This is a genomic window from Stenotrophomonas sp. 1337, assembly GCF_031455455.1.
Classification (GTDB): domain Bacteria; phylum Pseudomonadota; class Gammaproteobacteria; order Xanthomonadales; family Xanthomonadaceae; genus Stenotrophomonas; species Stenotrophomonas indicatrix.
The window spans coordinates 25,180-47,906 of the sequence record NZ_JAVDSR010000012.1 but is presented as its reverse complement, the minus strand read 5'-3'; the positions used below and the strand labels follow the sequence as shown (position 1 = coordinate 47,906).

Annotated in this window: 22 protein-coding genes; 16 read left to right on the top strand and 6 right to left on the bottom strand. The window is 67.3% G+C overall.

The window, feature by feature from the left end:
* Nucleotides 1–9 precede the first annotated feature (9 nt).
* Nucleotides 10–414: a hypothetical protein gene (locus J2X70_RS16080; protein ID WP_032976560.1), complete on the bottom strand. Its 405-nt coding sequence runs from the start codon at nt 412–414 to the stop codon at nt 10–12.
* Nucleotides 415–584: 170 nt separating this feature from the next.
* On the opposite strand from J2X70_RS16080, the gene J2X70_RS16075 reads away from it, so the two are divergent.
* Nucleotides 585–2,615: a M3 family metallopeptidase gene (locus J2X70_RS16075; protein WP_059065185.1), complete on the top strand. Its 2,031-nt coding sequence runs from the start codon at nt 585–587 to the stop codon at nt 2,613–2,615.
* Nucleotides 2,616–2,783: 168 nt separating this feature from the next.
* Here the strand turns inward: J2X70_RS16075 and J2X70_RS16070 are convergent, their stop codons facing one another.
* On the bottom strand, nt 2,784–3,584 hold the full coding sequence (locus J2X70_RS16070) for an SDR family oxidoreductase (protein WP_309911191.1): 801 nt from the start codon (nt 3,582–3,584) through the stop codon (nt 2,784–2,786).
* A complete protein-coding gene (locus tag J2X70_RS16065) occupies nt 3,581–4,147 on the bottom strand; it encodes a DUF1415 domain-containing protein (RefSeq protein WP_025877318.1) in 567 nt (188 codons plus the stop codon). The genes J2X70_RS16070 and J2X70_RS16065 overlap by 4 nt, the downstream gene beginning before the upstream one ends.
* Nucleotides 4,148–4,342: 195 nt before the next feature.
* Between J2X70_RS16065 and J2X70_RS16060 the strand changes: the two genes are divergently transcribed.
* From J2X70_RS16060 to J2X70_RS16050, 3 genes are all read left to right on the top strand, one after another.
* Nucleotides 4,343–5,809 carry a benzaldehyde dehydrogenase gene (locus tag J2X70_RS16060; RefSeq protein ID WP_025877317.1) on the top strand — a complete coding sequence of 489 codons (1,467 nt, stop codon included), beginning with the start codon at nt 4,343–4,345 and terminating at the stop codon, nt 5,807–5,809.
* A 17-nt stretch (nt 5,810–5,826) separates the two neighbouring features.
* Nucleotides 5,827–6,954: an NAD(P)-dependent alcohol dehydrogenase gene (locus J2X70_RS16055; protein WP_025877316.1), complete on the top strand. Its 1,128-nt coding sequence runs from the start codon at nt 5,827–5,829 to the stop codon at nt 6,952–6,954.
* Between the two features lie 649 nt (nt 6,955–7,603).
* Nucleotides 7,604–8,695, top strand: a complete 1,092-nt coding sequence (locus J2X70_RS16050; RefSeq protein ID WP_223483514.1) for a helix-turn-helix domain-containing protein — start codon at nt 7,604–7,606, stop codon at nt 8,693–8,695.
* Nucleotides 8,696–8,733: 38 nt separating this feature from the next.
* On the opposite strand, the gene J2X70_RS16045 is transcribed toward J2X70_RS16050, so the two are convergent.
* On the bottom strand, nt 8,734–9,216 hold the full coding sequence (locus tag J2X70_RS16045; protein ID WP_025877313.1) for a YajQ family cyclic di-GMP-binding protein: 483 nt from the start codon (nt 9,214–9,216) through the stop codon (nt 8,734–8,736).
* An 83-nt stretch (nt 9,217–9,299) separates the two neighbouring features.
* Here J2X70_RS16045 and J2X70_RS16040 point away from each other — a divergent pair, with 83 nt between their 5' ends.
* From J2X70_RS16040 to J2X70_RS16030, 3 genes are all read left to right on the top strand, one after another.
* Nucleotides 9,300–10,196, top strand: coding sequence for a DMT family transporter (locus J2X70_RS16040; protein WP_049465804.1), 897 nt, complete (start codon nt 9,300–9,302; stop codon nt 10,194–10,196).
* Between the two features lie 161 nt (nt 10,197–10,357).
* Nucleotides 10,358–11,365, top strand: coding sequence for a methionine ABC transporter ATP-binding protein (locus J2X70_RS16035; protein WP_025877309.1), 1,008 nt, complete (start codon nt 10,358–10,360; stop codon nt 11,363–11,365).
* Nucleotides 11,362–12,051 (top strand): methionine ABC transporter permease, encoded by a 690-nt coding sequence (locus tag J2X70_RS16030; RefSeq protein ID WP_025877307.1) that lies wholly within the window; start codon nt 11,362–11,364, stop codon nt 12,049–12,051. Before J2X70_RS16035 ends, J2X70_RS16030 begins: the two co-directional genes overlap by 4 nt.
* Nucleotides 12,052–12,207: 156 nt before the next feature.
* On the opposite strand, the gene J2X70_RS16025 is transcribed toward J2X70_RS16030, so the two are convergent.
* On the bottom strand, nt 12,208–12,807 hold the full coding sequence (locus tag J2X70_RS16025) for a lipocalin family protein (protein ID WP_025877305.1): 600 nt from the start codon (nt 12,805–12,807) through the stop codon (nt 12,208–12,210).
* Nucleotides 12,808–12,933: 126 nt separating this feature from the next.
* Here J2X70_RS16025 and J2X70_RS16020 point away from each other — a divergent pair, with 126 nt between their 5' ends.
* Both J2X70_RS16020 and J2X70_RS16015 read left to right on the top strand, forming a co-directional pair.
* Nucleotides 12,934–13,251, top strand: coding sequence for a hypothetical protein (locus tag J2X70_RS16020; protein ID WP_032976554.1), 318 nt, complete (start codon nt 12,934–12,936; stop codon nt 13,249–13,251).
* A 69-nt stretch (nt 13,252–13,320) separates the two neighbouring features.
* Nucleotides 13,321–15,417, top strand: coding sequence for a prolyl oligopeptidase family serine peptidase (locus tag J2X70_RS16015; RefSeq protein ID WP_309911185.1), 2,097 nt, complete (start codon nt 13,321–13,323; stop codon nt 15,415–15,417).
* 78 nt (nt 15,418–15,495) lie between these two features.
* Here the strand turns inward: J2X70_RS16015 and J2X70_RS16010 are convergent, their stop codons facing one another.
* A complete protein-coding gene (locus tag J2X70_RS16010; protein ID WP_025877299.1) occupies nt 15,496–16,680 on the bottom strand; it encodes a pyridoxal phosphate-dependent aminotransferase in 1,185 nt (394 codons plus the stop codon).
* 203 nt (nt 16,681–16,883) lie between these two features.
* On the opposite strand from J2X70_RS16010, the gene J2X70_RS16005 reads away from it, so the two are divergent.
* From J2X70_RS16005 to J2X70_RS15975, 7 genes are all read left to right on the top strand, one after another.
* Entirely contained in the window at nt 16,884–19,016 is a 2,133-nt protein-coding gene (locus J2X70_RS16005) for a S9 family peptidase (RefSeq protein ID WP_309911182.1), read from the top strand.
* 56 nt (nt 19,017–19,072) lie between these two features.
* The gene (locus J2X70_RS16000; protein ID WP_032976551.1) at nt 19,073–19,495 is read left to right on the top strand and encodes a YbaN family protein; all 423 of its coding nucleotides are present in this window, start codon (nt 19,073–19,075) and stop codon (nt 19,493–19,495) included.
* Between the two features lie 129 nt (nt 19,496–19,624).
* A complete protein-coding gene (locus tag J2X70_RS15995) occupies nt 19,625–19,864 on the top strand; it encodes a lipoprotein (RefSeq protein ID WP_025877294.1) in 240 nt (79 codons plus the stop codon).
* A complete protein-coding gene (gene dapF, locus J2X70_RS15990; protein ID WP_033832253.1) occupies nt 19,857–20,708 on the top strand; it encodes a diaminopimelate epimerase in 852 nt (283 codons plus the stop codon). The genes J2X70_RS15995 and dapF overlap by 8 nt, the downstream gene beginning before the upstream one ends.
* Complete coding sequence (locus J2X70_RS15985) at nt 20,705–21,379, top strand: DUF484 family protein (RefSeq protein ID WP_105164670.1); 675 nt, start codon at nt 20,705–20,707, stop codon at nt 21,377–21,379. The genes dapF and J2X70_RS15985 overlap by 4 nt, the downstream gene beginning before the upstream one ends.
* Before the next feature lie 16 nt (nt 21,380–21,395).
* The gene (xerC, locus tag J2X70_RS15980) at nt 21,396–22,289 is read left to right on the top strand and encodes a tyrosine recombinase XerC (protein ID WP_309911179.1); all 894 of its coding nucleotides are present in this window, start codon (nt 21,396–21,398) and stop codon (nt 22,287–22,289) included.
* Between the two features lie 176 nt (nt 22,290–22,465).
* Entirely contained in the window at nt 22,466–22,666 is a 201-nt protein-coding gene (locus J2X70_RS15975; protein ID WP_025877286.1) for a DUF3079 domain-containing protein, read from the top strand.
* Nucleotides 22,667–22,727: the final 61 nt, after the last annotated feature.

Sequence of the window (22,727 nt, the reverse complement as noted above, 5' to 3'; positions counted from 1 at the left end):
GGATCGCGCTCAATACCCGGCGGCCATGAAGGCATCCAGTACCGCATCGCGCAGCGCGTCGGGCAGGGCCTCGATCTCCACGGCGCGGTCGTCCAGGTGCAGGCGTGGGTCCAGGCTGCTGGCCCGGCCCTGGGCCAGGGCCTGCAGCCACAGCAGCACGCAGATGACGAATTCGCGCTCGTGGCCCAGCCGCACCTGGCTGGCACCGCGCTCGATCACTTCGAAGGGATACCATTCCTGCTCGTCGCTGAACCTGCCGCCCTGGCGCTGCAGTGCCTGCAACTGCTGCAGGTGGCGCGGCGCATCATCGCCCGCATCGCACAGCGCGGCGATCCAGGCCAGTTCAGTCGGGCTGGCCGACAGCGCCAGCGTTGGTGAACGTACTGCGGATGGAGCTGGAGCCAGACCTTCCATGTGGGGCCTCCTCGACACGTTCCGCTGCGGTCTCCCCCGCGCAGCAAGCTTCAGCCGGCGGCCGTAAGGCCGACGTGAACAATGGCCCGCCGCCCCTTGTCTGCCGGCCCGGCCAGCGCCATATCGATCTGGCTGCCCGCGCTGCCGGGCCCGTACTCTGGAGACCTGCCGTGACCGTTGCCAACCCCCTGCTCGATTTTTCCGGCCTGCCGCGCTTCGAGGCGATCCGCCCCGAGCATGTGGCGCCGGCGCTGGACGTGCTGCTGGCGCAGGCCGAAGCGGCGGTCAGCGCTGCCGAGCAGGTGCAGCCGGTAACCTGGCAGACCTTCGTCACCCCGCTGGACGACGCCACCGAACGCCTGTGGCGCGCCTGGGGCCTGGTGGGCCACCTGCAGGGCGTGGTCAACACGCCGGAACTGCGTGAGGCCTACAACAGCAACCTGCCGCGGGTGACCCGCTTTGCCAGTGCGCTGGGCCAGAACCTGGCGCTGTACCGCCAGTACCAGGCGCTGGCGGCCAGCACCGAAGCGGCCGGTTTTGATGAGGCGCGCCGCAAGGTGCTGGACAACACCCTGCGTGATTTCCGCCTCGGCGGTGCTGAACTGGATGCGGACGCGCAGCAGCGTTTTTCCGCCATCAAGGAGGAACTGTCGGCGCTGTCGGCGAAGTTCTCGCAGAACGTGCTCGACGCCACCGATGCGTGGTCGCTGATCGTCGAAGACCCGGCGCGCCTGGCCGGCGTGCCGGACGACGTGAAGGCTGCTGCACGCGCCGCTGCGGAAAAAGACGGCAAGGCAGGCTGGAAGCTGACCCTGCAGATGCCGTGCTACCTGCCGGTGCAGACCTGGGGCGAGGACCGCGACCTGCGCGAGATCCTGTACCGCGCCAGCGCGCAACGCGCCTCCGAGTTCGGCGACGATGCGCTGGACAACGGCGGCAACATCGATCGCATCCTTGCACTGCGTGCCGAGCTGGCCGCGCTGCTGGGCTTTGATTCCTACGCCGACTATTCGGTGGCCACCAAGATGGCCAGCGACCCCGCCGAAGTGCTGGGCTTCCTGCGTGACCTGGCCGCGCGCGCCAAGCCGTTCGCCGCCAAGGACCGCGCCGAGCTGGAGCAGTTCGCCCGCGAGCATCTCGGTATCGATAGCCTGCAGGCCTGGGATCTGGCGTTCGCCGCCGACCGCCTGAAGCAGGCGCGTTACAGCTACTCCGAGCAGGAAGTGAAGCAGTATTTCACCGAACCGAAGGTACTCGGCGGCCTGTTCTCGGTGATCGAGCAGTTGTACGGCCTGCGCGTGCAGGAAGACAGCGCGCCGGTCTGGCATGAGGACGTGCGCTTCTTCCGCCTGGTGGATGCGCAGGGCGCCCTGGTGGGCCAGTTCTACCTGGACCTGTACGCCCGCGAGGGCAAGCGTGGCGGCGCGTGGATGGATGACTGCCGCAACCGCCGCGAGCGCGCCGATGGCAGCGTACAGACGCCGCTGGTGTACCTGGTGTGCAACTTCGGCCGTGGTGCCGATGGCAAGCCGGCAACCTTCAGCCACAATGAAGTGACCACGCTGTTCCATGAAATGGGCCATGGCCTGCATCAGCTGCTGACCCGCATCGGCGAACTGGGCGTGGCCGGCATCAACGGCGTGGAGTGGGATGCGGTGGAGCTGCCCAGCCAGTTCATGGAGAACTTCTGCTGGGAATGGGACCACCTGCAGGGCATGACCGCGCATGTGGAAACCGGCGAGCCGCTGCCGCGCGCGCTGTACGAGCGCATGCTGGCCGCACGCAACTTCCACAGCGGCATGGCCACCGTGCGCCAGTTGGAATTCGGTCTGTTCGACATGCTGCTGCACAGCCAGTTCGAGGCGGCGCAGGACAGCGTGCTCGCACTGCTTGAGCGGGTGCGTGCGGAAGTGGCGGTGAACCATCCGCCGAGCTGGAATCGCTTCCCGCACCAGTTCAGCCATATCTTCGCCGGTGGCTATGCCGCCGGTTACTACAGCTACAAGTGGGCCGAAGTACTGAGCGCCGATGCCTACGCCGCGTTCGAGGAAGCGCCGCAGGCGCTGGCCGCAACCGGCGCGCGTTTCCGCGACGAGGTGCTGTCGCGCGGCGGCAGCCGCCCGGCCGCCGAGAACTTCAAGGCCTTCCGCGGCCGTGCGCCGCAGATCGACGCACTGCTGCGCCATTCGGGCATGGCGTAAGCAGGTTGCCGCCATCCACGCATGGCGTGGATCTACCGGAATGCTCCGGCATGGCGTAAACGCAAAAAAGGGCAGCGCTCCGGTAGCGCCGGGCCATGCCCGGCGAGCACGTAGCGCGGCGTAGGAAAGCCGCCGGGCATGGCCCGGCGCTACCGGGGCGTCCCGCTTTCAATCGGCGTAGATCATCTTCCGGGTCATGCCGCCGTCGACGATGAAATCCTGGCCGGTGCTGAAGCCGGACAACGAGGACAGCAGGTACACCGCCAGTGCGCCGATGTCCTCGGGTTCGCCGACGCGGCCAACCGGATGCTGGGCGTGGTCGGTGGCCGAGTACTGCGGCACGTGCCGGCGTGACGGCGCCTGCCAGGCATCGGTGCTGATCCAGCCGGGGCTGATGCTGTTCACCCGCACCGCCGGTCCCGCACTGATGGCCAGTGCATGGGTGAAGGCCACCAGCCCACCCTTGGCCGCAGCGTAGGCTTCGCTGTGCGCCTCGGACTGCCAGGCGCGCGTCGATGCGATGTTGATGATCGCGCCTGCGTCGGCCGACAACGCCGGCAATGCGTGCTTGCTGCACAGGAACGCGCCATGCAGCGATGACAGTCGGCGCTGCCATTCTTCCCACTCCATGTCCTGCAGCAGGGTGCCGTGCGGCCCGGCGATGCCGGCATTGTTGACCAGGCCGTCGATGCGCCCGAAGCGTTGCAGGGCCACTGCGATGAAGTCGCGCACGCTGCTTTCGTCGGTGATGTCCAGCCGCTGGAACGCGGCATCATCGCCGCGCTGCCATTCGGCCAGGCAGGCATGGCCCGCCTCCACATCCAGATCGCCGATCAGCACACGGCCGCCGGCCCCGAGCACCGCCTGGGCGATGCCGCGGCCGATGCCGTTGGCACCGCCGGTGACCAGCACCACCCTGCCGTGCAGCGGCGCAGCCGGCCAGGTGGCAATCGGCGGCACCGTGCTCATGACAGGTCGTCGCCGCGCAGGCGACGGTGCCAGCCCTCGACACCGATCCGGTCCAGGGTCTGGATGTTGCGCTCGACGATCACGTCCGGGTCCGGGTAGACATCCACCGCGCGTGCCACGCTGTCTTCGCGCAGCAGGTGCAGGGTGGGGTAGGGCGCGCGGTTGGTGTAGTTGCTGGCGTCATCGGCGGCGACGCCATCGAACTGGTAGTCCGGATGGAAGCTGGCCACCTGCAGGATGCCCTGCAGGTCCAGCGCCTCGATCGCCGCATCGGCGTTGTCGAGGAAGTCGTTGTAGTCGAGGAAGTCGGTCAGTACCTGCGGATGCACGATCAGGGTGGTATCGATCTGCTCGGCCGGCGTGTCGCGCAGCAGCACCAGTTCCTCGGCCAGTTCTTCCACCAGGGCTTCGGGTGTGGTCGCGTCGCTCAGCACGATGCGGACCTGGTCCTTCACGTACACCGCCTTGGCGAACGGGCACAGGTTCAGGCCGATGACGATGCGCTCCAGCCACAGGCGGGTGGCGGCGATCGGGTCATCGGTGGGCAGGGGGGTGTCGGTCATGGCGGGCGCATCGGCTGGCGGGGGTGGCCATTGTAGGCGGGCCGCTGCAGGGGCGCCGTTCACTGTGCAGGAACTGGACAACGGCGATGCTGGAAATTCCCATCGATTCAATTCCTTGCCGATATCACGCCAATGGCCGATTGCCGACGCTGCGGGCCAGGCGTGCAATGGCGGCACGACACAGGAGGACTTTTCATGACTGCATCTTCCCCATGGCTGCCGGACGCACTCTGGTCAGGCGCCTTCTTCGACGGTCAATGGAGCGCCGCTGCACAGCGCCAGCCGGTGATCGAGCCCGCCACCGGGCACTCGCTTGGCGAAATCGGCCTGGCCGATGCGGCGCAGGTCGCACGTTCGGCGGCCGCGGCGGCGCAGGCACAACAGGCATGGGCGGCAGCGCCGTACGAACAGCGCGCCGAGGTGCTGCGCAAGGCTGCACGCCTGGCCGAAGAAAACATCGATACGCTGATCGACTGGCTGGTCCGCGAAAGTGGCTCCACCCGCCTGAAGGCTGGTTTCGAGGCCAAGGTGACCATCAAGGCGCTGCATGAGGCCGCCGCGCTCCCTTCGCGCAGCGTGGGTGAGATCCTGCCGTCCGAGCCTGGGCGGCTGAACCTGGCGCGGCGCCGTCCGCTGGGTGTGGTCGGGGTGATCTCTCCGTTCAATTTCCCGCTGTACCTGGCGATGCGCGCGGTGGCACCGGCGATCGCGCTCGGCAATGCCGTGGTGCTCAAGCCGGACCCGCGCACGGCGGTGTGTGGTGGTGCGGTGATCGCACGCCTGTTCGAGCAGGCTGGTCTTCCGCAGGGTGTGCTGCAGATGTTGCCCGGCGACGGCGCCGCCGGTGCCGCGCTGACCAGCGACCCGCATGTGGCGATGATCCAGTTCACCGGCTCGACGGCGGCCGGACGCAAGGTTGGCGAAGCCGCCGGCAAGCACCTGAAAAAGGTGTCGCTGGAGCTGGGCGGCAAGAACGCGCTGATCATCCTTGACGATGCCGATCTCGACCTGGCCGTGGCCAACACCGCTTGGGGCGTGTACCTGCACCAGGGCCAGATCTGCATGGCCACCGGCCGTGTGCTGGTACAGCGCAGCATCCACCAGGCCTTCCTGCAGAAGCTGGTGGCCAAGGCGAAGTCGCTGAAGGTGGGTGACCCGGCACGCGAGGATGTTGCGCTGGGCCCACTGATCAATGCCGCGCAACGCGACCATGCGGCGCGTGTGGTCGACGACGCGGTGAAGGCCGGTGCCACGCTTGAAACCGGCGGCACCCACCAGGACCTGTTCTTCGCACCCACCGTGCTCGGCAACGTCAGTGTCGACAATCCGGCGTTCAACGAAGAGATTTTCGCGCCAGTAGCGGTGGTGGTGCCGTTCGATGACGACGACGAAGCCGTGCGCCTGGCCAATGACAGCGAGTACGGCCTGTCGATGGCGATCGTCTCCCGCAATGTCGGCCGCGCGCTGAAGCTGGGCGAGCGCCTGCGCACCGGTCTGCTGCACATCAACGACCAGACCGTGAACGACGAGGTCATCAATCCCTTCGGTGGGGTAGGGGCGTCCGGCAACGGCACCAGCATCGGCGGCCCGTCCAACGTGGAGGAATTCACCCAGTGGCAATGGATGACGGTCAAGGGCGAAGCCCCGGCCTATCCCATCTGATCGAGGAGAACGCAACGATGAGCAGCAACAGTGGATCGCGTGACATCACCGCCGCGGTGGTGCGCGGCAAGGAACAGCCCTTTGTCATCGAGCAGGCGCGCCTGCGCGGCCCGCAGGACGACGAAGTGCTGGTGAAGATCGTAGCGACCGGCCTGTGCCATACCGATCTGATCGTGCGTGACCAGTACTATCCGGTGCCGCTGCCGGCGGTGCTGGGCCATGAGGGTGCGGGCATCGTCGAGGCGGTCGGCCCCAACGTGCGCGAGCTGAAGGCCGGCGACCATGTCGTGCTGACCTACGGCCAATGCGGCCACTGCAATCCCTGTCGTGGTGGCCACGGTGCGTACTGCCGCGATTTCTTCGCGCTGAATTTCGGTGGTGATGATGGCCACGGCCATACGGCCATCACCGATGCACAGGGCCAACCGCTGCACGATCACTTCTTTGCACAGTCGTCGTTCGCCACGTTTGCGCTGGCGCGCGAGATCAATGCGATCAAGGTGCCTGACGATGCGCCGCTGGAGCTGCTCGGTCCGCTGGGCTGCGGCATCCAGACCGGTGCCGGTGCGGTGCTCAACTCGCTGCAGGTGCGATCGGGCAGCAGCTTCGCCAGCTATGGCGCCGGTGCGGTCGGCCTGAGTGCGGTGATGGCGGCCAAGGTCGCCGGTGCCACCACCATCATCGCCATCGACGTGGTGCCCTCGCGGTTGCAGCTGGCCATGGAGCTGGGCGCCACCCATGTGGTCAACAGCCGCGAGACCGATGTGATCGAGGCGGTGCGCGCGATCACCGGTGGTGGCGCCGATTTCGCGCTGGAATCGACCGGGCGCCCGGAAGTGCTGTCGGCCGGCATCGAAGCGCTCGGCGGGCTTGGCATGATGGGCGTGGTCGGTGCGCCGAAGCTGGGCACCACTGCCAGTTTCGATGTGAACAACCTGCTGCTGGGTGGCCGCAGCATCCGTGGCATTGTCGAGGGCGACAGCGTGCCGCAGGTGTTCATTCCGCAGCTGGTGACGCTGTACCAGCAGGGGCGCTTCCCGTTCGACAGGCTGGTGAAGTTCTACCCGCTGGAGCAGATCAACCAGGCGGCCGAGGACAGCACGCGGGGGATTACGTTGAAGCCGATTCTGCGGATCGCGGCGTGAGGTGAGGATGGGGTGGGTTTGCAGGGCTGCGCCCTGCACCCGCCGAATCGACGGCAATGGCAACAGCAACAGCAACAGCGGGCATACCGTGGGATGGCGGGGTGGGTCCGGTTGCGGGGGCCGCTGCAAGTACGTCCATGTAAGCTCGGTCGCCGCTTGCTCGTGTGCGCTGTCCTGCGCACACGGCAAGGCCCGGGTTGGGCGTCCTGCCCAACCCGCCCGAGGCATGCCTCGGGCCCATGCGGCTCACGCCCCCGCAACCGGACCCACCCCGCCTTCGACAGGTTCCCGCTGCTGTTGGTGGGTGTCGACCACGCGGCTGTTGGTGGGTGTTGACCACGCTGCTGTTGGTGGGTGTCGACCTTGGTCGACACGTGGATCCACGCGATGCGTGGATGAATGCCGGACGAGAATGGAAGCGCATTTCCCGGCTTGGCGCTGTGCTGGGGTGATCGTGGGCTCCCGCGATCTGTCGTAACGGCATGGGCTGCTCTTGGTGGGTGGCGACCACGCGGCTGTTGGTGGGTGTCGACCTTGGTCGACACGTGGATCCACGCCATGCGTGGATGAATGCCGGGCGAAAATGGAAACGCTCCGTTGTTGGCATGTAACGCGGGCATGGCGTGTGTGGGTGTACGCTGCATGCATGATGGCCACGACAGTCGGGCAACAGCAGCTGGTGGCGGCTCGGGCCGCCTTCGCCGAGGGCGACGTGCAGTCGCTGGCGATGCTGCCCCTGCCGTTGCAGCAGTCCTGGCAGCGCTCGCATGCGGCCGGTGTGCGCCCCGGGCAGGAGCCGTATTACCCGCCGTTGCAGGGCAATGGACACCGCTTGGAGTCCCGCGATGACCGCCGCCTGGCGCGTTGCGTGCAGCCGGAACTGGAGCAGTTGTGGGCCGCGTTCGGTGCGCGCGGGTGGACGATGTTCTGCGCCAACCGCGAGGGCATGGTGATCGTGCATCGCGCCCATGGCCTGGAAGATGCAGCGCTGCTGCGGCCGATCCAGGTGGGCCGGCGGCTGGGCGAGGCCGAGATCGGCACCACCGCGCCTGCGGTCAGCCTGGCCGACGACCTGCCCGCGCTGGTACGCGGCAATGAACACTATCTGCAGCGGTTCGCCCCCGTGTTCTGCCTGAGTGAGCCGCTGCATGACCTGCAGGGGCAGGTCTGCGGTGCGATCGACATCACTGGGCTGGGGGAACGCGATCCGGCGTTGCTGCAGGGCTATTTCCGGCAGGCAGCGCTGGCCATCGAGAACCGATTGATGCACACGCTCAGCGATGTGCATCTGCTGGCGGTGCAGCATGATCCGCGCTGGTTGGCATCACCGCTGCAGGGCCTGTTGGCGGTGCAGGAAGACGGCCAGTTGCTTTGCGCCAATCGCGTCGCCCGGCGCTTGCTCGGCCTGCCGCGGCGTGGGCCGCTGCCGCTGCTTTCGCTGGACACGCTGTTTGCCGGCGCCAGCGCAGCACAGCGACGTCGACTGCTGCAGCCCGGCCCTGCGCATCGGGTGCGACTGGGCGAGGGCAGTGCGGTCCATCTGCAGCATCTGCAGGCACCGCGCGCCGCACGGACGCGTTCACCGGCTACGGCCGCAGCGCCCGTGCAGGCGGCACCATTGCGTGACCAGCAGCGCGATGCGGCACGGCGAGCCGCCCATACCGCCGAAGGCAACCTCAGCCTCGCCGCACGCCAGCTCGGCATCTCGCGGACAACGCTGTACAAACTGCTGCGCGAGTGAGGCCGGCCACGTAGGCCGGCGCTACATCGCGGTGTTGATCAATCGCGGAAGTTGTTGAACTGCAGCGGCAGTTCGAACTTGCCGGCCTTCAGCACGGCGATGGCGTCCTGCAGGTCGTCGCGCTTCTTGCCCATCACCCGCAGCTTGTCGCCGTTGATCTGGGTTTCCACCTTCAGCTTGGCTTCCTTCAGCGCCGCAGCGATCTTCTTGGCGATCTTCTGCTCGATGCCCTGCTTGACGGTGATCTTCTGCCGGGCCTGCGCAAGGTTGGTTTCCACGTCGCCATATTCCAGGCTGAGCACGTCGATGCTGCGGGCGGCCAGGCGAGCGCGCAGGATGTCGTTCATCTGCTTGAGCTGGAACTCGCTCGGTGCGGACTGGGTGATCACTTCGCCGTCGCGCTCGAACTTGGCGTCCACGCCCTTGAAGTCGAAACGGGTGGCAAGCTCGCGGTTGGCCTGGTCGAGCGCATTGGTCAGTTCGTGGGTGTCGACTTCGGACACAACGTCGAAGGAAGGCATGGGCGTTACTCCGCAGAAATCAGTGGCGGCCATTCTATCGCGCCGGTCGCGGCGGCAACGCCCGCGGTCGGCGATAATGGGCCATGAACGTGCAACGCTCCCCTTCGCGCGCCGTGGCCTGGATGGTCGCTGCTGTCGCCTGTTTCTCGCTGATGGACGCCGGCATGAAGCAGCTCTCGGCCGGCTATCCCTCGCTGCAGGTCACCTTCCTGCGTGGCGCGGCGTCGCTGCCCTTCGTGCTGGTCTGGGTGCTGGCCAGTGCCGGGCCGCGCTCTCTGATCCCGCGCCGCTGGGGGCTGCACCTGCTGCGCGGCGGGCTGGGCATGGCGATGATCGGCTGCTTCGTGTTCGCCCTGCGCGACCTGCCGCTGTCCACCGCCTACACCATTTATTTCGTCGCGCCGCTGCTGATTGCCGCACTGTCGGTGCCGCTGCTGGGCGAGCGGGTCGGGCCGCGGCGCTGGGTCGCCATCGGCATCGGCCTGGTCGGCGTGCTGGTGGTGCTGCGGCCGGGCGTGGGCGGTTTCATCTCGGTGCCGGGCCTGATGGTGCTGGCCGCCGCCACCGCCTATGCCATCGCCGCGATCACCGTCAGCCTGCTGACCCGCACCGACACCTCGCAGTCGATGGTGGTCTGGTTCCTGGTCATCATGGCCATCGGCGCCGGGCTGCTGGCTATTCCCGGCTGGGTACCGCTGCAGCTGGCACATGCGCCGTTGATTGCCGGCATGGGCCTGGCCGGGGCGCTGGGCCAGATCGCGCTGACCAAGGCCTTCCAGCTGGGTGAGGCCTCGATGATCGCACCGCTCGAATACAGCGGCCTGGTCTGGGTGATCGGCTGGGACCTGGCCTTCTGGGGGCAGCTGCCCGATGGCTACACCTGGGCAGGCGCGGCAATCATCGTCGCCTCGGGCCTGTACCTGCTGCACCGCGAACGGGTGAACCGGCAGGAGCCGCCGAAACCGTTGGACCATCCCTGAACCGATCTGGCTGGGGAAGGGGCTCTGACCGCCGCCGATGTACCGATGCGGGCCGCTTAGAACCAAAAGGAATAACATTCTGGCCCATAGCGCGGGCGCGCGAGCGCCGGCGCTGGTAGGCTGCACGCCCCCTTCCATCGCCCTTCCGGTGAGCTGATCCCGTGATCGAGTTCCAGCGCCTGCACAAATCCTATGCCGTTGCCGGCCGCGCGGTCAGCGCGCTGCAGCCGCTGGACCTGACCATCGAGGCCGGCGAGGTGTTCGGCATCATCGGTCATTCCGGTGCGGGCAAATCGACGCTGATCCGCATGATCAACCGCCTGGAGGAGCCCAGTGGTGGCCGCCTGCTGATCGCCGGCGAAGATGTCACCGCGCTGGATCCGGAAGGCCTGCGCGCGCTGCGCCGCCGGATCGGCATGATCTTCCAGCACTTCAACCTGCTGTCCTCGCGCACGGTGGCCGGCAATGTCGCCTTCCCGCTGGAGCTGGCCGGTACGCCGAAGGCCGAGATCGATGCGCGCGTCGCCGAGCTGCTGCAGACCGTGGGCCTGCAGGCGCATGCGGACAAGTACCCGGCGCAGTTGTCGGGCGGCCAGAAGCAACGTGTGGGCATCGCCCGCGCACTGGCCACCCGCCCGCAGATCCTGCTGTGCGACGAGGCCACCAGCGCGCTCGATCCGCAGACCACCGCGTCGGTGCTGGCGCTGCTGTCGAAGATCAACCGCGAACTGGGCCTGACCATCGTGCTGATCACCCACGAGATGGACGTGATCCGTCGCGTCTGCGACCGTGTGGCCGTGCTTGATGCCGGCCAGCTGGTCGAGACCGGCCCGGTAACGAAGGTGTTCCTGCACCCGCAGCACCCGACCACCCGCCGTTTCGTCAGCGAATCGGAGCAGGTGGACGAGGGCACCCTGCACCGCGATTTCGACGCGGTCGGTGGCCGTGTCGTGCGCCTGACCTTCCTTGGCGCCGACACCTACGAACCCCTGCTCGGCAGCGTCGCGCGGCAGACCGGGGTCGACTACAACATCCTGTCCGGGCGTATCGACCGGATCAAGGACACCCCGTATGGCCAGCTGATCGTCGCCCTGGTGGGCGGTGACCAGTCCGCCGCGCAGGCCGCATTCGTGGCTGCCGGCGTGCATGTTGAGGAACTGCGTCGATGATCATCGCCACCGCCGGCGGCTTCTTCCGTCACCTGGATGCAGGCAAGTGGGCCGACATCGGCCAGGCCACCATCGACACCCTGCTGATGCTGGCCGGTTCGCTGCCGCTGACCCTGGCCATCGGCCTGCCGCTGGGCGTGCTGCTGTACCTGTTCGGTGCGCCACAGCTGAAACGCCGGCCGGTTGCCTACGGCGTGCTGGCGCTGGTGGTGAACCTGCTGCGCTCGGTGCCCTTCATCATCCTTATGATCGTGCTGATCCCGGTGACCCTGTTCATGATGGGCACCTCGCTGGGCGTACGTGGCGCGATCGTGCCGCTGGTCATCGGCGCTGCGCCGTTCTATGCGCGGTTGGTGGAAACCGCGCTGCGTGAAGTGGACCGCGGGGTGATCGAGGCGACCCAGGCAATGGGTGCCACCACCTGGCAGCTGGTCACCCGCGTGCTGCTGCCCGAAGCACGGCCGGGCCTGATTGCCGGTGCCACGGTGACCACCGTGGCCCTGATCGGCTTCACCGCGATGGGCGGTGCGATCGGTTCCGGTGGCCTGGGCGACCTGGCCTTCCGCGACGGCTACCAGCGCTCGCACACCGACGTGGCGCTGGTCACGGTGGTCCTGTTGCTGGTGCTGGTGCAGCTGCTGCAGATGCTGGGCGACCGCCTGGTCGCGCATTACAGCCGCAGATAACAGAATGCCGGGCGGCGCCCGGCATCGTTCAGGGTAGTGCCGGCCGCTGGCCGGCAACCTCATGTCTGGTAGTGCCGGCCGCTGGCCGGCAACCTCATGAACGCGGGAAGCACCGTGCAGTTGCCGGCCAGCGGCCGGCACTACCACCGTGTGCAGTCAACGCACGTTTGGTACTTCGTAGCCCAGCTTGCCCACCTGCTCGGCGTGCTGCGGCACGCGCTTGAGCTTGTCGGTGTTGACCCCGTACTCGTCGCGCAGGCGTTCGGCCAGGTCCTTGTACAGGGCCTTGTCCATGTCAGGCGTGCGGGCGAAGATCCAGGCCATCTCGCGGCCCGGGTAGCCGATCAGCGCCCAGGAATAGTCCGGCGCTACTTCCAGTACCCGCGAATGGGTCGGCACGACCCGGTAGAACCAGGTGCGCCAGCCGTGGTTGCCACTGTCGGGATCGACGCTGGCGCGCGCACGGATTTCCTGCAGCGGTTCACCGAAACCATCGCGGTAGCGATAGGTGATGGCGACCTTGTGGTCCTCGCGCAGCTCGTACTGGTTGACGCTGGCGACGTGGCCGCGCTCGATGAAGTTCGGCACGCGGCCGATCACGTACCAGGTCCCCATGAAGCGCTGCAGGTCGATCACCCCATCTGCAGAGGCTTCCGCGGCGCTGTTGCGGGACGACGGTGGGGAATTGGCAGCCACTGCCGGACCGCCCAGGGACAGGGCCAGCAACACAGCGCAGAGCGGGCGGATCGAGGTCATGCGGGAGCGGGCTCCAGTGGGCTTGCCCGCGCATGGTCACTGTGTGCACGCCATCCGTCAATGGTGTCGCAGCCGGTGAGAAGCCCCGCAGCCAAGCTGACCGGCATCGACCACCGGAGAATCCGCATGCGCACACGTCCCCGCCACCGCCCGCCAACTGAACGCGTCAGCGAACGCGCCGATCCGCGCCTGTTGCGGGTGGTGCCGCAGCTCGCCCTTGCTGGCCTGGCCGTGGTGCTGGTGTGGCCGGCCGCGCGCGGCAGCAGTGCCTGGCTGGGCTGGTTGCCGCTGTGGCTGGTCGGCATGCCGTTGGCGGCCTGGTGGGCACTGCTGCGCTGCCCGTTGCCTACGCTGGCCGCGCTCCGCTCGCTGCGACGCGACCATGGGCAGGCCCGGCGGCGCTCCCCCACACGTACGCGCAAGGCGCACACCGCCACGGCCTGACCTTCGACACGGGGGCGGCCCCGGTGATCCATGCTAGCGTTCCACGGCTAATGACTGCCTGGAGCTGCAATGTCACGATTCGCTTCCGCCTGCCTGCTGGCCGGCATGATGACCGCTGCCTCGGTGGGTACCGCCGTGGCCGCTGAAGACACCGACCGTTACGCCTGGCTGGAGGACGTCACCGGCGACAAGCCGTTGTCCTGGGTCAAGGAACAGAACGCCAAGTCCGAGGCGCGCCTGGCGCAGACCCCGGCCTTCAAGCAGATGGAGAGCAGCATCCGCGAGGTGCTCGACTCGGACGCCAAGATTCCCGGCGTGCAGAAGATCGGCGATTACTACTACAACTTCTGGAAGGACAAGCAGCACGAGCGCGGCCTGTGGCGTCGCACCACCCTGGCCGAGTACCGCAAGGCCTCGCCGACCTGGGAAACCGTGCTCGACCTGGATGCGCTGAACAAGGCCGAGAACGAAAACTGGGTCTGGCACGGCGCCGACTGCCTGCGTCCGGATTACAGCCGCTGCCTGATCGCGCTGTCGCGCGGTGGTGCCGACGCCGATGTCACCCGCGAGTTCGACCTGGCCAGCAAGAGCTGGATCAAGGACGGCTTCTTCCGTCCCGAATCGAAGGGCGGCCTGAGCTGGATCGACCGCGACACCGTGTTCGTCTACACCGATTTCGGCAGCGGCTCGATGACCACCTCCGGTTACCCGCGCGTGGCCAAGCTGTGGAAGCGTGGCACGCCGATGTCCGCCGCCAGCCTGGTCTATGAAGGCAAGCCGGAAGACATGTACATCGCGGCGATGCACGATGACACCCCGGGCTTCGAGCGCAACCTGGTCAGCCGTACGCTGGCCTTCTACAACAACGAGATCTACCTGCGCGGCGACGATGGCAAGCTGACCAGGATCGATGCGCCGAACTCGGCCGAGAAGGGCCTGCACAAGCAGTGGCTGACCCTGGAACTGCGCGATCCGTGGACCGTGGGTGGCAAGACCTACGCCTCCGGCGCACTGCTGGTGACCAAGCTGGATGATTTCCTGGCCGGCAAGCATGACTTCGAGGTGCTGTTCACCCCGACCGCGACCACCTCGCTGGCCAGTGCCTCGTGGACCAAGAACCACCTGGTGCTGAACGTGCTGGACGACGTCAAGAACCGCCTGTCGGTGCTGACTCCGACCGCCAAGGGCTGGCAGAAGAGCGATTTCGTCGGCGCGCCGGCTTTCGGCACCCTGGGCGTCAGTGCGGTCGACAGCAATGACAGCGATGCGGTATGGCTGACCGCCACCGACTACCTGACCCCGACCACCCTGGCGATCGCCGACATCGGCAAGGCGCCGGAAGTGCTCAAGACCATGCCGGCGTTCTTCGATGCCGACGGCAAGGTGATCGAGCAGCATTTCGCCACCAGCAAGGACGGTACCCGCGTGCCGTACTTCGTGGTGCACGACAAGGCGATGAAGCTCGACGGTTCCAACCCGACCCTGCTGTACGGCTACGGTGGTTTCGAGATTTCGCTGACCCCGTCGTACTCGGGCGGCATGGGCCGCGCCTGGCTGGAGAAGGGCGGCGTGTACGTGGTCGCCAACATCCGTGGTGGTGGCGAGTACGGCCCGCGCTGGCACCAGGCGGCGCTGAAGCAGAACCGTCACAAGGCCTATGAAGACATGGCCGCGGTTGCCCAGGACCTGGTCACCCGCAGGATCACTTCTGCCAAGCACCTGGGCGTGCAGGGCGGCAGCAACGGTGGCCTGCTCACCGGCAACATGCTGACCCAGTACCCCGAGCTGTTCGGTGCGGTGGTGGTGCAGGTTCCGCTGCTGGACATGAAGCGTTACAGCCACCTGCTGGCCGGCGCCTCGTGGATGGCCGAGTACGGCAACCCGGACACCAGCGACTGGGAGTTCATCAAGACCTTCTCGCCTTACCACCTGTTCGACGCGAAGAAGAGCTACCCGCCGGTGCTGTTCACCACCTCCACCCGCGATGACCGCGTGCATCCGGGCCACGCCCGCAAGATGGCCGCGAAGATGATCGATGCCGGCAAGGACGTGACCTACTACGAGAACATCGAAGGCGGTCATGGCGGTGCAGCCAACAACGCGCAGGCCGCGCACATGTCCGCACTGGCCTACAGCTTCCTGTGGGAGCGGTTGGGCGGTAAATGATGAAATGAAAAACGCCGCCCTCGGGCGGCGTTTTTCGTTGGGTATTCGTTGAACGATAGCGCCGGGCACGGCCCGGCGCTACCGGAATCGTTTCAATCCGCGCGCGATACGCTCCACCGCTTCCTGCAGCCGCGGCACTTCCTGGGTATAGGCCAGGCGTACGTGCTGGTTCGATCGATGGAAGCCGAAATCCAGGCCCGGGGTGAACGCCACATGCTCGGTCTCCAGGAAGTGTGCGCAGAACGCCTGCGCGTCATCGGTGAACGCGCTGACGTCGGCGTACAGGTAGAACGCCCCCTGCGGCTCCACTTCGATGCGGAAGCCCAGTTCGCGCAGGGCTGGCAGCAGGAAGTCGCGGCGCTGCTGGAAGGCCTGGCGGCGCTGCTCGAAGATCGCCATCGCCTCGTCGCTGAAACAGGCAAGGGCCGCGTGCTGGGCGATGCTCGAAGCGCTGATGTACAGGTTCTGCGCCAGCTTCTCCAGGTCGGGTACCGCCGCCGGTGGCGCCACCAGCCAGCCCAGTCGCCAGCCGGTCATGCCGAAGTACTTGGAGAAACTGTTCAGCACGAAGGCACTGTCATCCACCTGCAGCACGCTCGCTGCATCCAGGCCGTAGGTCAGGCCGTGATAGATCTCGTCGACCACCAGGTGGCCGCCGCGCGCATGCAGCGAAGCCGAGAGGGCCGCCAGTTCATCGGCTGACAGCACGGTGCCGGTGGGATTGGCCGGCGACGCCACCAACGCGCCGACGCTGTCGGCGTTCCAGTGCTGCTGCACCAGCGAAGGGGTCAACTGGTAGGCCGTTTCGGGGCCGACCGGAACGAGCTGCGCGCCGCCTTCCACCAGCCGCAGGAAGTGGCGGTTGCACGGATAACCGGGATCGGCCAGCAGCCAGTGGCGGCCGGGGTCGACCAGCAGGCTGCTGGCCAGCAGCAGCGCGCCGGAGCCGCCCGGCGTGACCAGGATGCGTTCGGGGTCGATATCCAGGCCGTAATGACTGCGATAGAAACCGCTGATCGCCTGGCGCAGGGCGGGCAGGCCGCGTGCGGCGGTGTAGCGGGTGTGCCCGGCGGCCAACGCCGCCTGGCCGGCACGCACGACCGGCTCGGCGGTGGTGAAGTCCGGTTCGCCGATCTCCAGATGGATCACATCGTGACCGGCCTGTTCCAGCGCCTGTGCGCGGGCCAGCAGGGACATCACATGGAAGGGAGCGATTTCGTGGCTGCGCCGGCTGTAGCCCGGCGTGTGGGGCAGGGTACTCATGCCCCACATGGTACGCCGGGTGTCCCGGTAGTGTCGGCCGCTGGCCGGCAACCTCGGGATGAACAGTCTGCTGCCGTTGCCGGCCAGCGGCCGGCACTACCCCCGCGCACCCATGACGATCCGCAGGGTTGCCCGCAGCCCCCCTGCCACCCAGACTCAGGCGCAAGGACGCCATTGCATTGCCGATCAAGGAGCCTTATTTCATGAAATCCACTCTCTGCCTGTTGCTTGCGAGCCTGATGACCAGCACCGCTACCGCCGCCACCCCGCCCGTTCCGCCGGATGTTGAGAAGCGTCCGCACGTGGTCAAGGCGCCGTTCGGCGCGACCCGCAACGATGACTATTACTGGCTGCGCGACGACAAGCGCGAGGACAAGGCCATGCTGGCCTACCTGCAGGCCGAGAACGCCTACGCCGACCAGCTGCTGGCACCGCTGAAGCCGCTGGAGGATGCGCTGTACGGCGAGATCGTCGGCCGCATCAAGCAGGACGATGCCAGCGTTCCGGCGCGCGAGCGCGGCTACTGGTACTACAGCCGCTACGAGACCGGCCAGGACTATCCCATCCATGCGCGCCGCAAGGCCAGCATGGACGCGCCGGAAGAGGTCCTGCTCAACGTCAACACGATGGCCGCCGGCAAGGGCTATTTCAGCGTCGGCTCGATGGAGGTCAGCCAGGACAACCAGCTGCTGGCCTGGGCCGACGATGACGTGGGTCGCCGCCAGTACGTCATCCGCTTCAAGGACCTGCGCACCGGCGCGGTGCTGCCGGATACGATCACCGGCACCTCCGGCGACCTGGTCTGGGCCGACGACAACCGCACTGTGCTGTACGTCGAGAACGATCCGGAAACCCTGCTGACCGTGCGGGTGAAGAAGCACGTGCTGGGCACCCCGGCCAGCGCCGACACCGTCGTCTACGAAGAGAAGGACGACAGCTTCTACATGGGCATCGGCCGCACCCGCGACGATCGCTTCATCACCATCGGCGTGCACAGCACCGTGTCCTCCGAAGAGCGCTACGCGCCGGCCAGCGACCCGACCACGTTCACCGTGCTCGCCCCGCGCCAACGCGACGTGGAGTACGACGCCGACCACTACGACGGCCGCTGGGTGATCCGCACCAACGATGGCGCGAAGAACTTCAAGCTGGTGACCGCACCGACCGATGCCACCTCGCGTGCGCAGTGGAAGGATTGGATCGCCCATGACGATGCGGTGTTCATCGAAGGCTTCGAACTGTTCGATACCTACACCGCCATCGCCGAACGTTCCGAAGGCCTGGAGCGCATCCGCCTGCTGTTCAAGGACGGTCGCAACGACTACGTAAAGGCCGACGAACCGGCCTATTCGATGGGCCTGGGCGACAACACCGAGGCTGACACCACGTGGCTGCGCTACGTGTACACCTCGATGACCACGCCGACCACGGTGTACGAACTGAACACCGCCACCGGCGAGCGTCGCCAGCTCAAGCAGCAGCCGGTGATCGGCTATGACGCCTCGAAGTACGAGACTGATCGGGTGTGGATCACCGCGCGCGACGGGGTGAAGGTGCCGGTGTCGCTGGTCTATCGCAAGGGCTACAGGAAGGATGGCACCGGCGCGCTGTTCCAGTACGCCTACGGCAGCTACGGCATGTCGATGGACCCCTACTTCAACCAGACGGCGGTGAGCCTGCTCGACCGTGGTGTGGTGTACGCCATCGCCCACATCCGCGGTGGCCAGGAAATGGGTCGCGACTGGTACGAGAACGGCAAGCTGCTGCACAAGCAGAACACCTTCAACGACTTCATCGACGTCACCCGTGGCCTGGTGGCACAGGGCTGGGCGGCGAAGGACCGTGTCGCCGCGTCCGGTGGCAGCGCCGGTGGCCTGCTGATGGGCGCCATCGCCAACCAGGCGCCACAGGACTACCGCGTGCTGGTGGCGCAGGTGCCGTTCGTGGACGTGGTCACCACCATGCTCGACCCGACCATCCCGCTGACCACCAACGAGTACGACGAGTGGGGCAACCCCGAGCAGAAGCCGTACTACGAGTACATGCTGTCCTACTCGCCCTACGACAACGTGAAAAAGCAGGCCTATCCGTCGCTGTTCGTGGGTACCGGCCTGTGGGATTCGCAGGTGCAGTACTGGGAACCGGCCAAGTGGGTGGCCAAGCTGCGTGATGACAACACCAGCACCTTCCCGATCCTGTTCCGCACCAACATGGAAGCCGGCCACGGCGGCAAGTCCGGGCGCTTCCAGCGTTACCGCGAACTGTCCGAGTCGTATGCATTCGTGCTGCAGCAGCTGGGCGTCGAAACGCCCGCGGCCGGTGCTGCGACGGAATGACGCATCGTGGCGGCGGTGATATCGCCGCCGCCACCTGCGCTCGGTATCCTTGCGCGATGCGCCCGCCCGAACCGCCTGCCACCAAGGACCTGCCAACGCCCGCCCGGCCGGTGCGGTTCCGTTGGGCGTGGTGGCTGCTGGCCTATGCCAGCCTGGGCACCGGCATCGTCGGCATCTTCGTGCCGGGGCTGCCTACCACCGTATTCATCCTGATCTCGGCCTGGGCCGCCTCGCGCGGCTCCGAGCGCCTGCACGGCTGGCTGCTGCAGCACCCGCGCTTCGGCCCGGCCATCGCCAACTGGCAGGCACATGGTGCGGTGAGCCGCTACGGCAAATGGATGGCCACGATCACCATGGCGGTGTGCGCCGGCATCATGCTGTGGTGCGTGCCGGTGGCCTGGGTGAAGTGGTTCTCCATCGGCAGCATGACCGTGGTGGCGATCTGGCTGTGGACCCGGCCGCTGCCGCCGGCCGATTGATCTCTCCCGCCGGGCATGGCCCGGCGCTACCAGGGGTGCTGGGTTGCGGTAGCGTCGGGCCATGCCCGGCGGATGCCTGACGCGGCACCCTGCACCAACCGCTCAGCCGCCAATGGCTATACTCGGGGCATGAACATCCCCCATCGCAATGTCATCCTGATTCCGCTGGCAGCGGCCTCGCTGCTGTTCCTCGCCGCATGCGGCAACAAGGGCCCGCTGGTGCTGCCGCAGAAGCCGGTGCCGGTGGAAGAAACCGTCGAACCGGCCGCTGATGCCGACGCCACGCCTGCTGCCACCCAGGCCCCGCGCGACGGCAGTCCGTCCGTCACTCCTGATCCGGCCAAGAAGGTGGACGACGGGAATGAGTAAGGCCGGTACCAACGGCCTGCGCTTCAGCAAGATGCACGGCGCGGGCAACGATTTCGTAGTGATCGACCTGCGCGACGGCACGCCGCCGCCCACCCCGGAACTGGCCGCGCGCCTGGCCGACCGCCATACCGGCGTCGGCTGCGACCAGATCCTGACCATCGAGCCGCCGCGCGCCGAAGGCTCCGTCGCCTCTTACCGCATCTGGAACGCCGATGGTTCCAATTCCGAGCAGTGCGGCAACGGCGCGCGCTGCATCGCTGCCTGGCTGGTGCGCGAGGGCAGTGCGCAGGGCGACCGCTTCGTCATCGACAGCCCGCTGGCCAGCCACGCCGTGGATGTCCTCGGCGATGGCCAGTACGCGGTGGCGATGGGCGTGCCGCTGTTCGATCCGGCGCAGGTGCCGCTGATCGGCTTCGCCCACCCGCGCGAGGAGTACCTGCTGCCACTGCAGGGTGAGACCGTGCGCTTCGCGGCGGTGTCGATGGGCAATCCGCACGCGGTGATTGAAGTGGGCCTGGTCGATGCCGCACCGGTCGAGCGCGTGGGCGGACTGCTGCAGCAGCATGCCTCGTTCCCGAAGTCGGTGAACGTGGGCTTCGCCCAGGTAATGGGCCCGGAACATGTGCGCCTGCGCGTGTTCGAGCGCGGCGTCGGTGAAACCCTGGCCTGCGGCAGTGGCGCCTGCGCGGCGGCAGTGACCCTGATGCATCGCGGCCGCCTGCAGCGCGATGCGCGCATCAGCCTGCCTGGTGGCGACCTGCGCATCCAGTGGCCGGGCGATGGCCAGCCGGTGGTGATGGCGGGCCCGACCGCATTCGTCTTCGAAGGGGAGTGGATCGCATGACTGAGACCGTCGACAAGCTCGGTGCCCATGAAGTCGCCGCCTGGTTGCGGCGCCATCCGGGTTTCCTCAAGCAGTTCCCGGACCTGGCGCTGACCCTGGTGGTGCCACGCGATGACGGCCCGACCGCATCGCTGGCCAGCTACCAGCTGGAAGTGCTGCGCGAGAAGAACCGCGAGCTGGCGCGACGGTTGGCCGACCTGGGCGCGACCGCGCAGGTCAACGAGCGGTTGGCGGTGCGCACGCATCAGCTCACCCTGGCCCTGATGAAGCAGGACAACGCCGCCGACACGCTGCGCGCGATGGCGGCGTCACTGCAGGAAGATTTCGCCGGCGATCTGGTACGGCTGGTCGTGCATGCGCCGGTGGCGGGGCTGGAGCAGGCCGAGTGGCTACAGGTGCTGGCTGCCGATGATGCGCAGCTGGGCCCGTTCCGCGACTGCCTGAAGGATGGTGAGCCGATCTGCGGCCGCCTGCACGGCGACAAGAACGCGGTGCTGTACGGCGCGCGCAGCGAGGAGGTGCAGACCACCGCGCTGCTGCCGCTGCCGGGTGTTGGCCTGATCGCGGTGGGCAGCCATGATCCGAACCGCTTCTATCCCGGCATGGGCACGCTGTTCCTGCGGATGATGGGTGAGGCCCTGGTGACCGGGCTCAAGCGCTTCGCGGATTGAGCGGGAAACGACGACGATGAGCGCGGTGCAGGCGTTCCTGCAGCACCTGCAGGTGGAGCGGCGGATGTCGGCGCATACGCTCGATGCCTATCGCCGCGACCTGGACGCGTTGTCGGTGTGGGCCGAACCCCGCGGGGTGGCCGTGGAGGCGCTGGATACCGACGCGGTGCGCCAGTTCGTTGCCGATGAACACCGCCGCGGCCTGTCGGCCAAGAGCCTGCAACGCCGGCTGTCGGCCTGCCGCAGCTTCTATGCCTGGCTGCTCAAGCATGGCCGCATCGAGGCCAGCCCGGCAGCGACACTGAAGGCGCCGCGTGCGCCGCGACGGCTGCCGCAGGTACTCGACGCCGATGAAGCCGTGCAGCTGGTTGAACTGGAGCCGGAAGGCGAGCTGGGTCGTCGTGACCGCGCATTGCTGGAACTGTTCTATTCCTCCGGCCTGCGCTTGAGCGAAGTCTGTGCGCTGACCTGGCGCGATCTGGATTTCGCCAGCGGCCTGGTCAACGTGATGGGCAAGGGCAACCGGCAACGTCGCGTCCCCTTCGGAAAGCCGGCACGCGAAGCGCTGCTGACCTGGCGCAGCGAAAGTGGCGGTGGTGGCGCCACACCGGTTTTCCCCGGCCGCAACGGGCCGATCAGCCAGCGCGCGGTGCAGATCCGCATCCGCCAGCTGGGGCAGCGCCAGGGCCTGTTCAAGCACGTGCACCCGCACATGCTGCGGCACAGTTTCGCCAGCCACATCCTGGAATCCTCCGGTGACCTGCGCGGTGTGCAGGAACTGCTCGGCCATGCCGACATCGCCACCACGCAGATCTACACCCACCTGGATTTCCAGCATCTGGCCAAGGTCTACGATGCGGCGCATCCGCGCGCGAAACGTCGCAAAGACCCGCCCGACTCGGGGGGGTAGCGCCGGGCCATGCCCGGCGGCTGTGCGATCCATGTGTCGTGTACGCGACGCCGCCCGCACTGCGCGCTCGCAGGGCATGGCCCGGCGCTACCGGAACGGCCGCCGCTTGATCTGGATCAGGGCGGGGCAGTGGTCGCCGGTGCATCGTGGCCGCAGGCCACGACGAGATGCCGACCATGGCAAAGCCCATTCCGCTGCGCCCCAAGCACCCCGAGCGCATCTGCTGGGGCTGCGACCGTTACTGCGCTGCCGACGCACTGGCCTGTGGCAACGGCTCGGGCCGCACCCAGCACCCGATCGAAACCCAGGGTGAAGACTGGTACGTGGCGTGGGGCATTGAACCCAATCCGGACCGGCCATCGCATGCCAAGCGCTGAACGGCAGCTATCGGTGCGGGCTTGATCGCTTCGGCGGCTGTCCCCATGTCCCGTGAACAGC

Coding starts and splice junctions, on each gene's coding strand:
- J2X70_RS16080 (WP_032976560.1), bottom strand. CDS start 414: ATGGAAGGTCTGGCTCCAGCTCCATCCGCAGTACGTTCACCAACGCTG.
- J2X70_RS16070 (WP_309911191.1), bottom strand. CDS start 3,584: ATGAGCACGGTGCCGCCGATTGCCACCTGGCCGGCTGCGCCGCTGCAC.
- J2X70_RS16065 (WP_025877318.1), bottom strand. CDS start 4,147: ATGACCGACACCCCCCTGCCCACCGATGACCCGATCGCCGCCACCCGC.
- J2X70_RS16060 (WP_025877317.1), top strand. CDS start 4,343: ATGACTGCATCTTCCCCATGGCTGCCGGACGCACTCTGGTCAGGCGCC.
- J2X70_RS16055 (WP_025877316.1), top strand. CDS start 5,827: ATGAGCAGCAACAGTGGATCGCGTGACATCACCGCCGCGGTGGTGCGC.
- J2X70_RS16050 (WP_223483514.1), top strand. CDS start 7,604: ATGGCCACGACAGTCGGGCAACAGCAGCTGGTGGCGGCTCGGGCCGCC.
- J2X70_RS16045 (WP_025877313.1), bottom strand. CDS start 9,216: ATGCCTTCCTTCGACGTTGTGTCCGAAGTCGACACCCACGAACTGACC.
- J2X70_RS16040 (WP_049465804.1), top strand. CDS start 9,300: ATGAACGTGCAACGCTCCCCTTCGCGCGCCGTGGCCTGGATGGTCGCT.
- J2X70_RS16030 (WP_025877307.1), top strand. CDS start 11,362: ATGATCATCGCCACCGCCGGCGGCTTCTTCCGTCACCTGGATGCAGGC.
- J2X70_RS16025 (WP_025877305.1), bottom strand. CDS start 12,807: ATGACCTCGATCCGCCCGCTCTGCGCTGTGTTGCTGGCCCTGTCCCTG.
- J2X70_RS16020 (WP_032976554.1), top strand. CDS start 12,934: ATGCGCACACGTCCCCGCCACCGCCCGCCAACTGAACGCGTCAGCGAA.
- J2X70_RS16015 (WP_309911185.1), top strand. CDS start 13,321: ATGTCACGATTCGCTTCCGCCTGCCTGCTGGCCGGCATGATGACCGCT.
- J2X70_RS16010 (WP_025877299.1), bottom strand. CDS start 16,680: ATGAGTACCCTGCCCCACACGCCGGGCTACAGCCGGCGCAGCCACGAA.
- J2X70_RS16005 (WP_309911182.1), top strand. CDS start 16,884: ATGAAATCCACTCTCTGCCTGTTGCTTGCGAGCCTGATGACCAGCACC.
- J2X70_RS16000 (WP_032976551.1), top strand. CDS start 19,073: ATGCGCCCGCCCGAACCGCCTGCCACCAAGGACCTGCCAACGCCCGCC.
- J2X70_RS15995 (WP_025877294.1), top strand. CDS start 19,625: ATGAACATCCCCCATCGCAATGTCATCCTGATTCCGCTGGCAGCGGCC.
- dapF (WP_033832253.1), top strand. CDS start 19,857: ATGAGTAAGGCCGGTACCAACGGCCTGCGCTTCAGCAAGATGCACGGC.
- J2X70_RS15985 (WP_105164670.1), top strand. CDS start 20,705: ATGACTGAGACCGTCGACAAGCTCGGTGCCCATGAAGTCGCCGCCTGG.
- xerC (WP_309911179.1), top strand. CDS start 21,396: ATGAGCGCGGTGCAGGCGTTCCTGCAGCACCTGCAGGTGGAGCGGCGG.
- J2X70_RS15975 (WP_025877286.1), top strand. CDS start 22,466: ATGGCAAAGCCCATTCCGCTGCGCCCCAAGCACCCCGAGCGCATCTGC.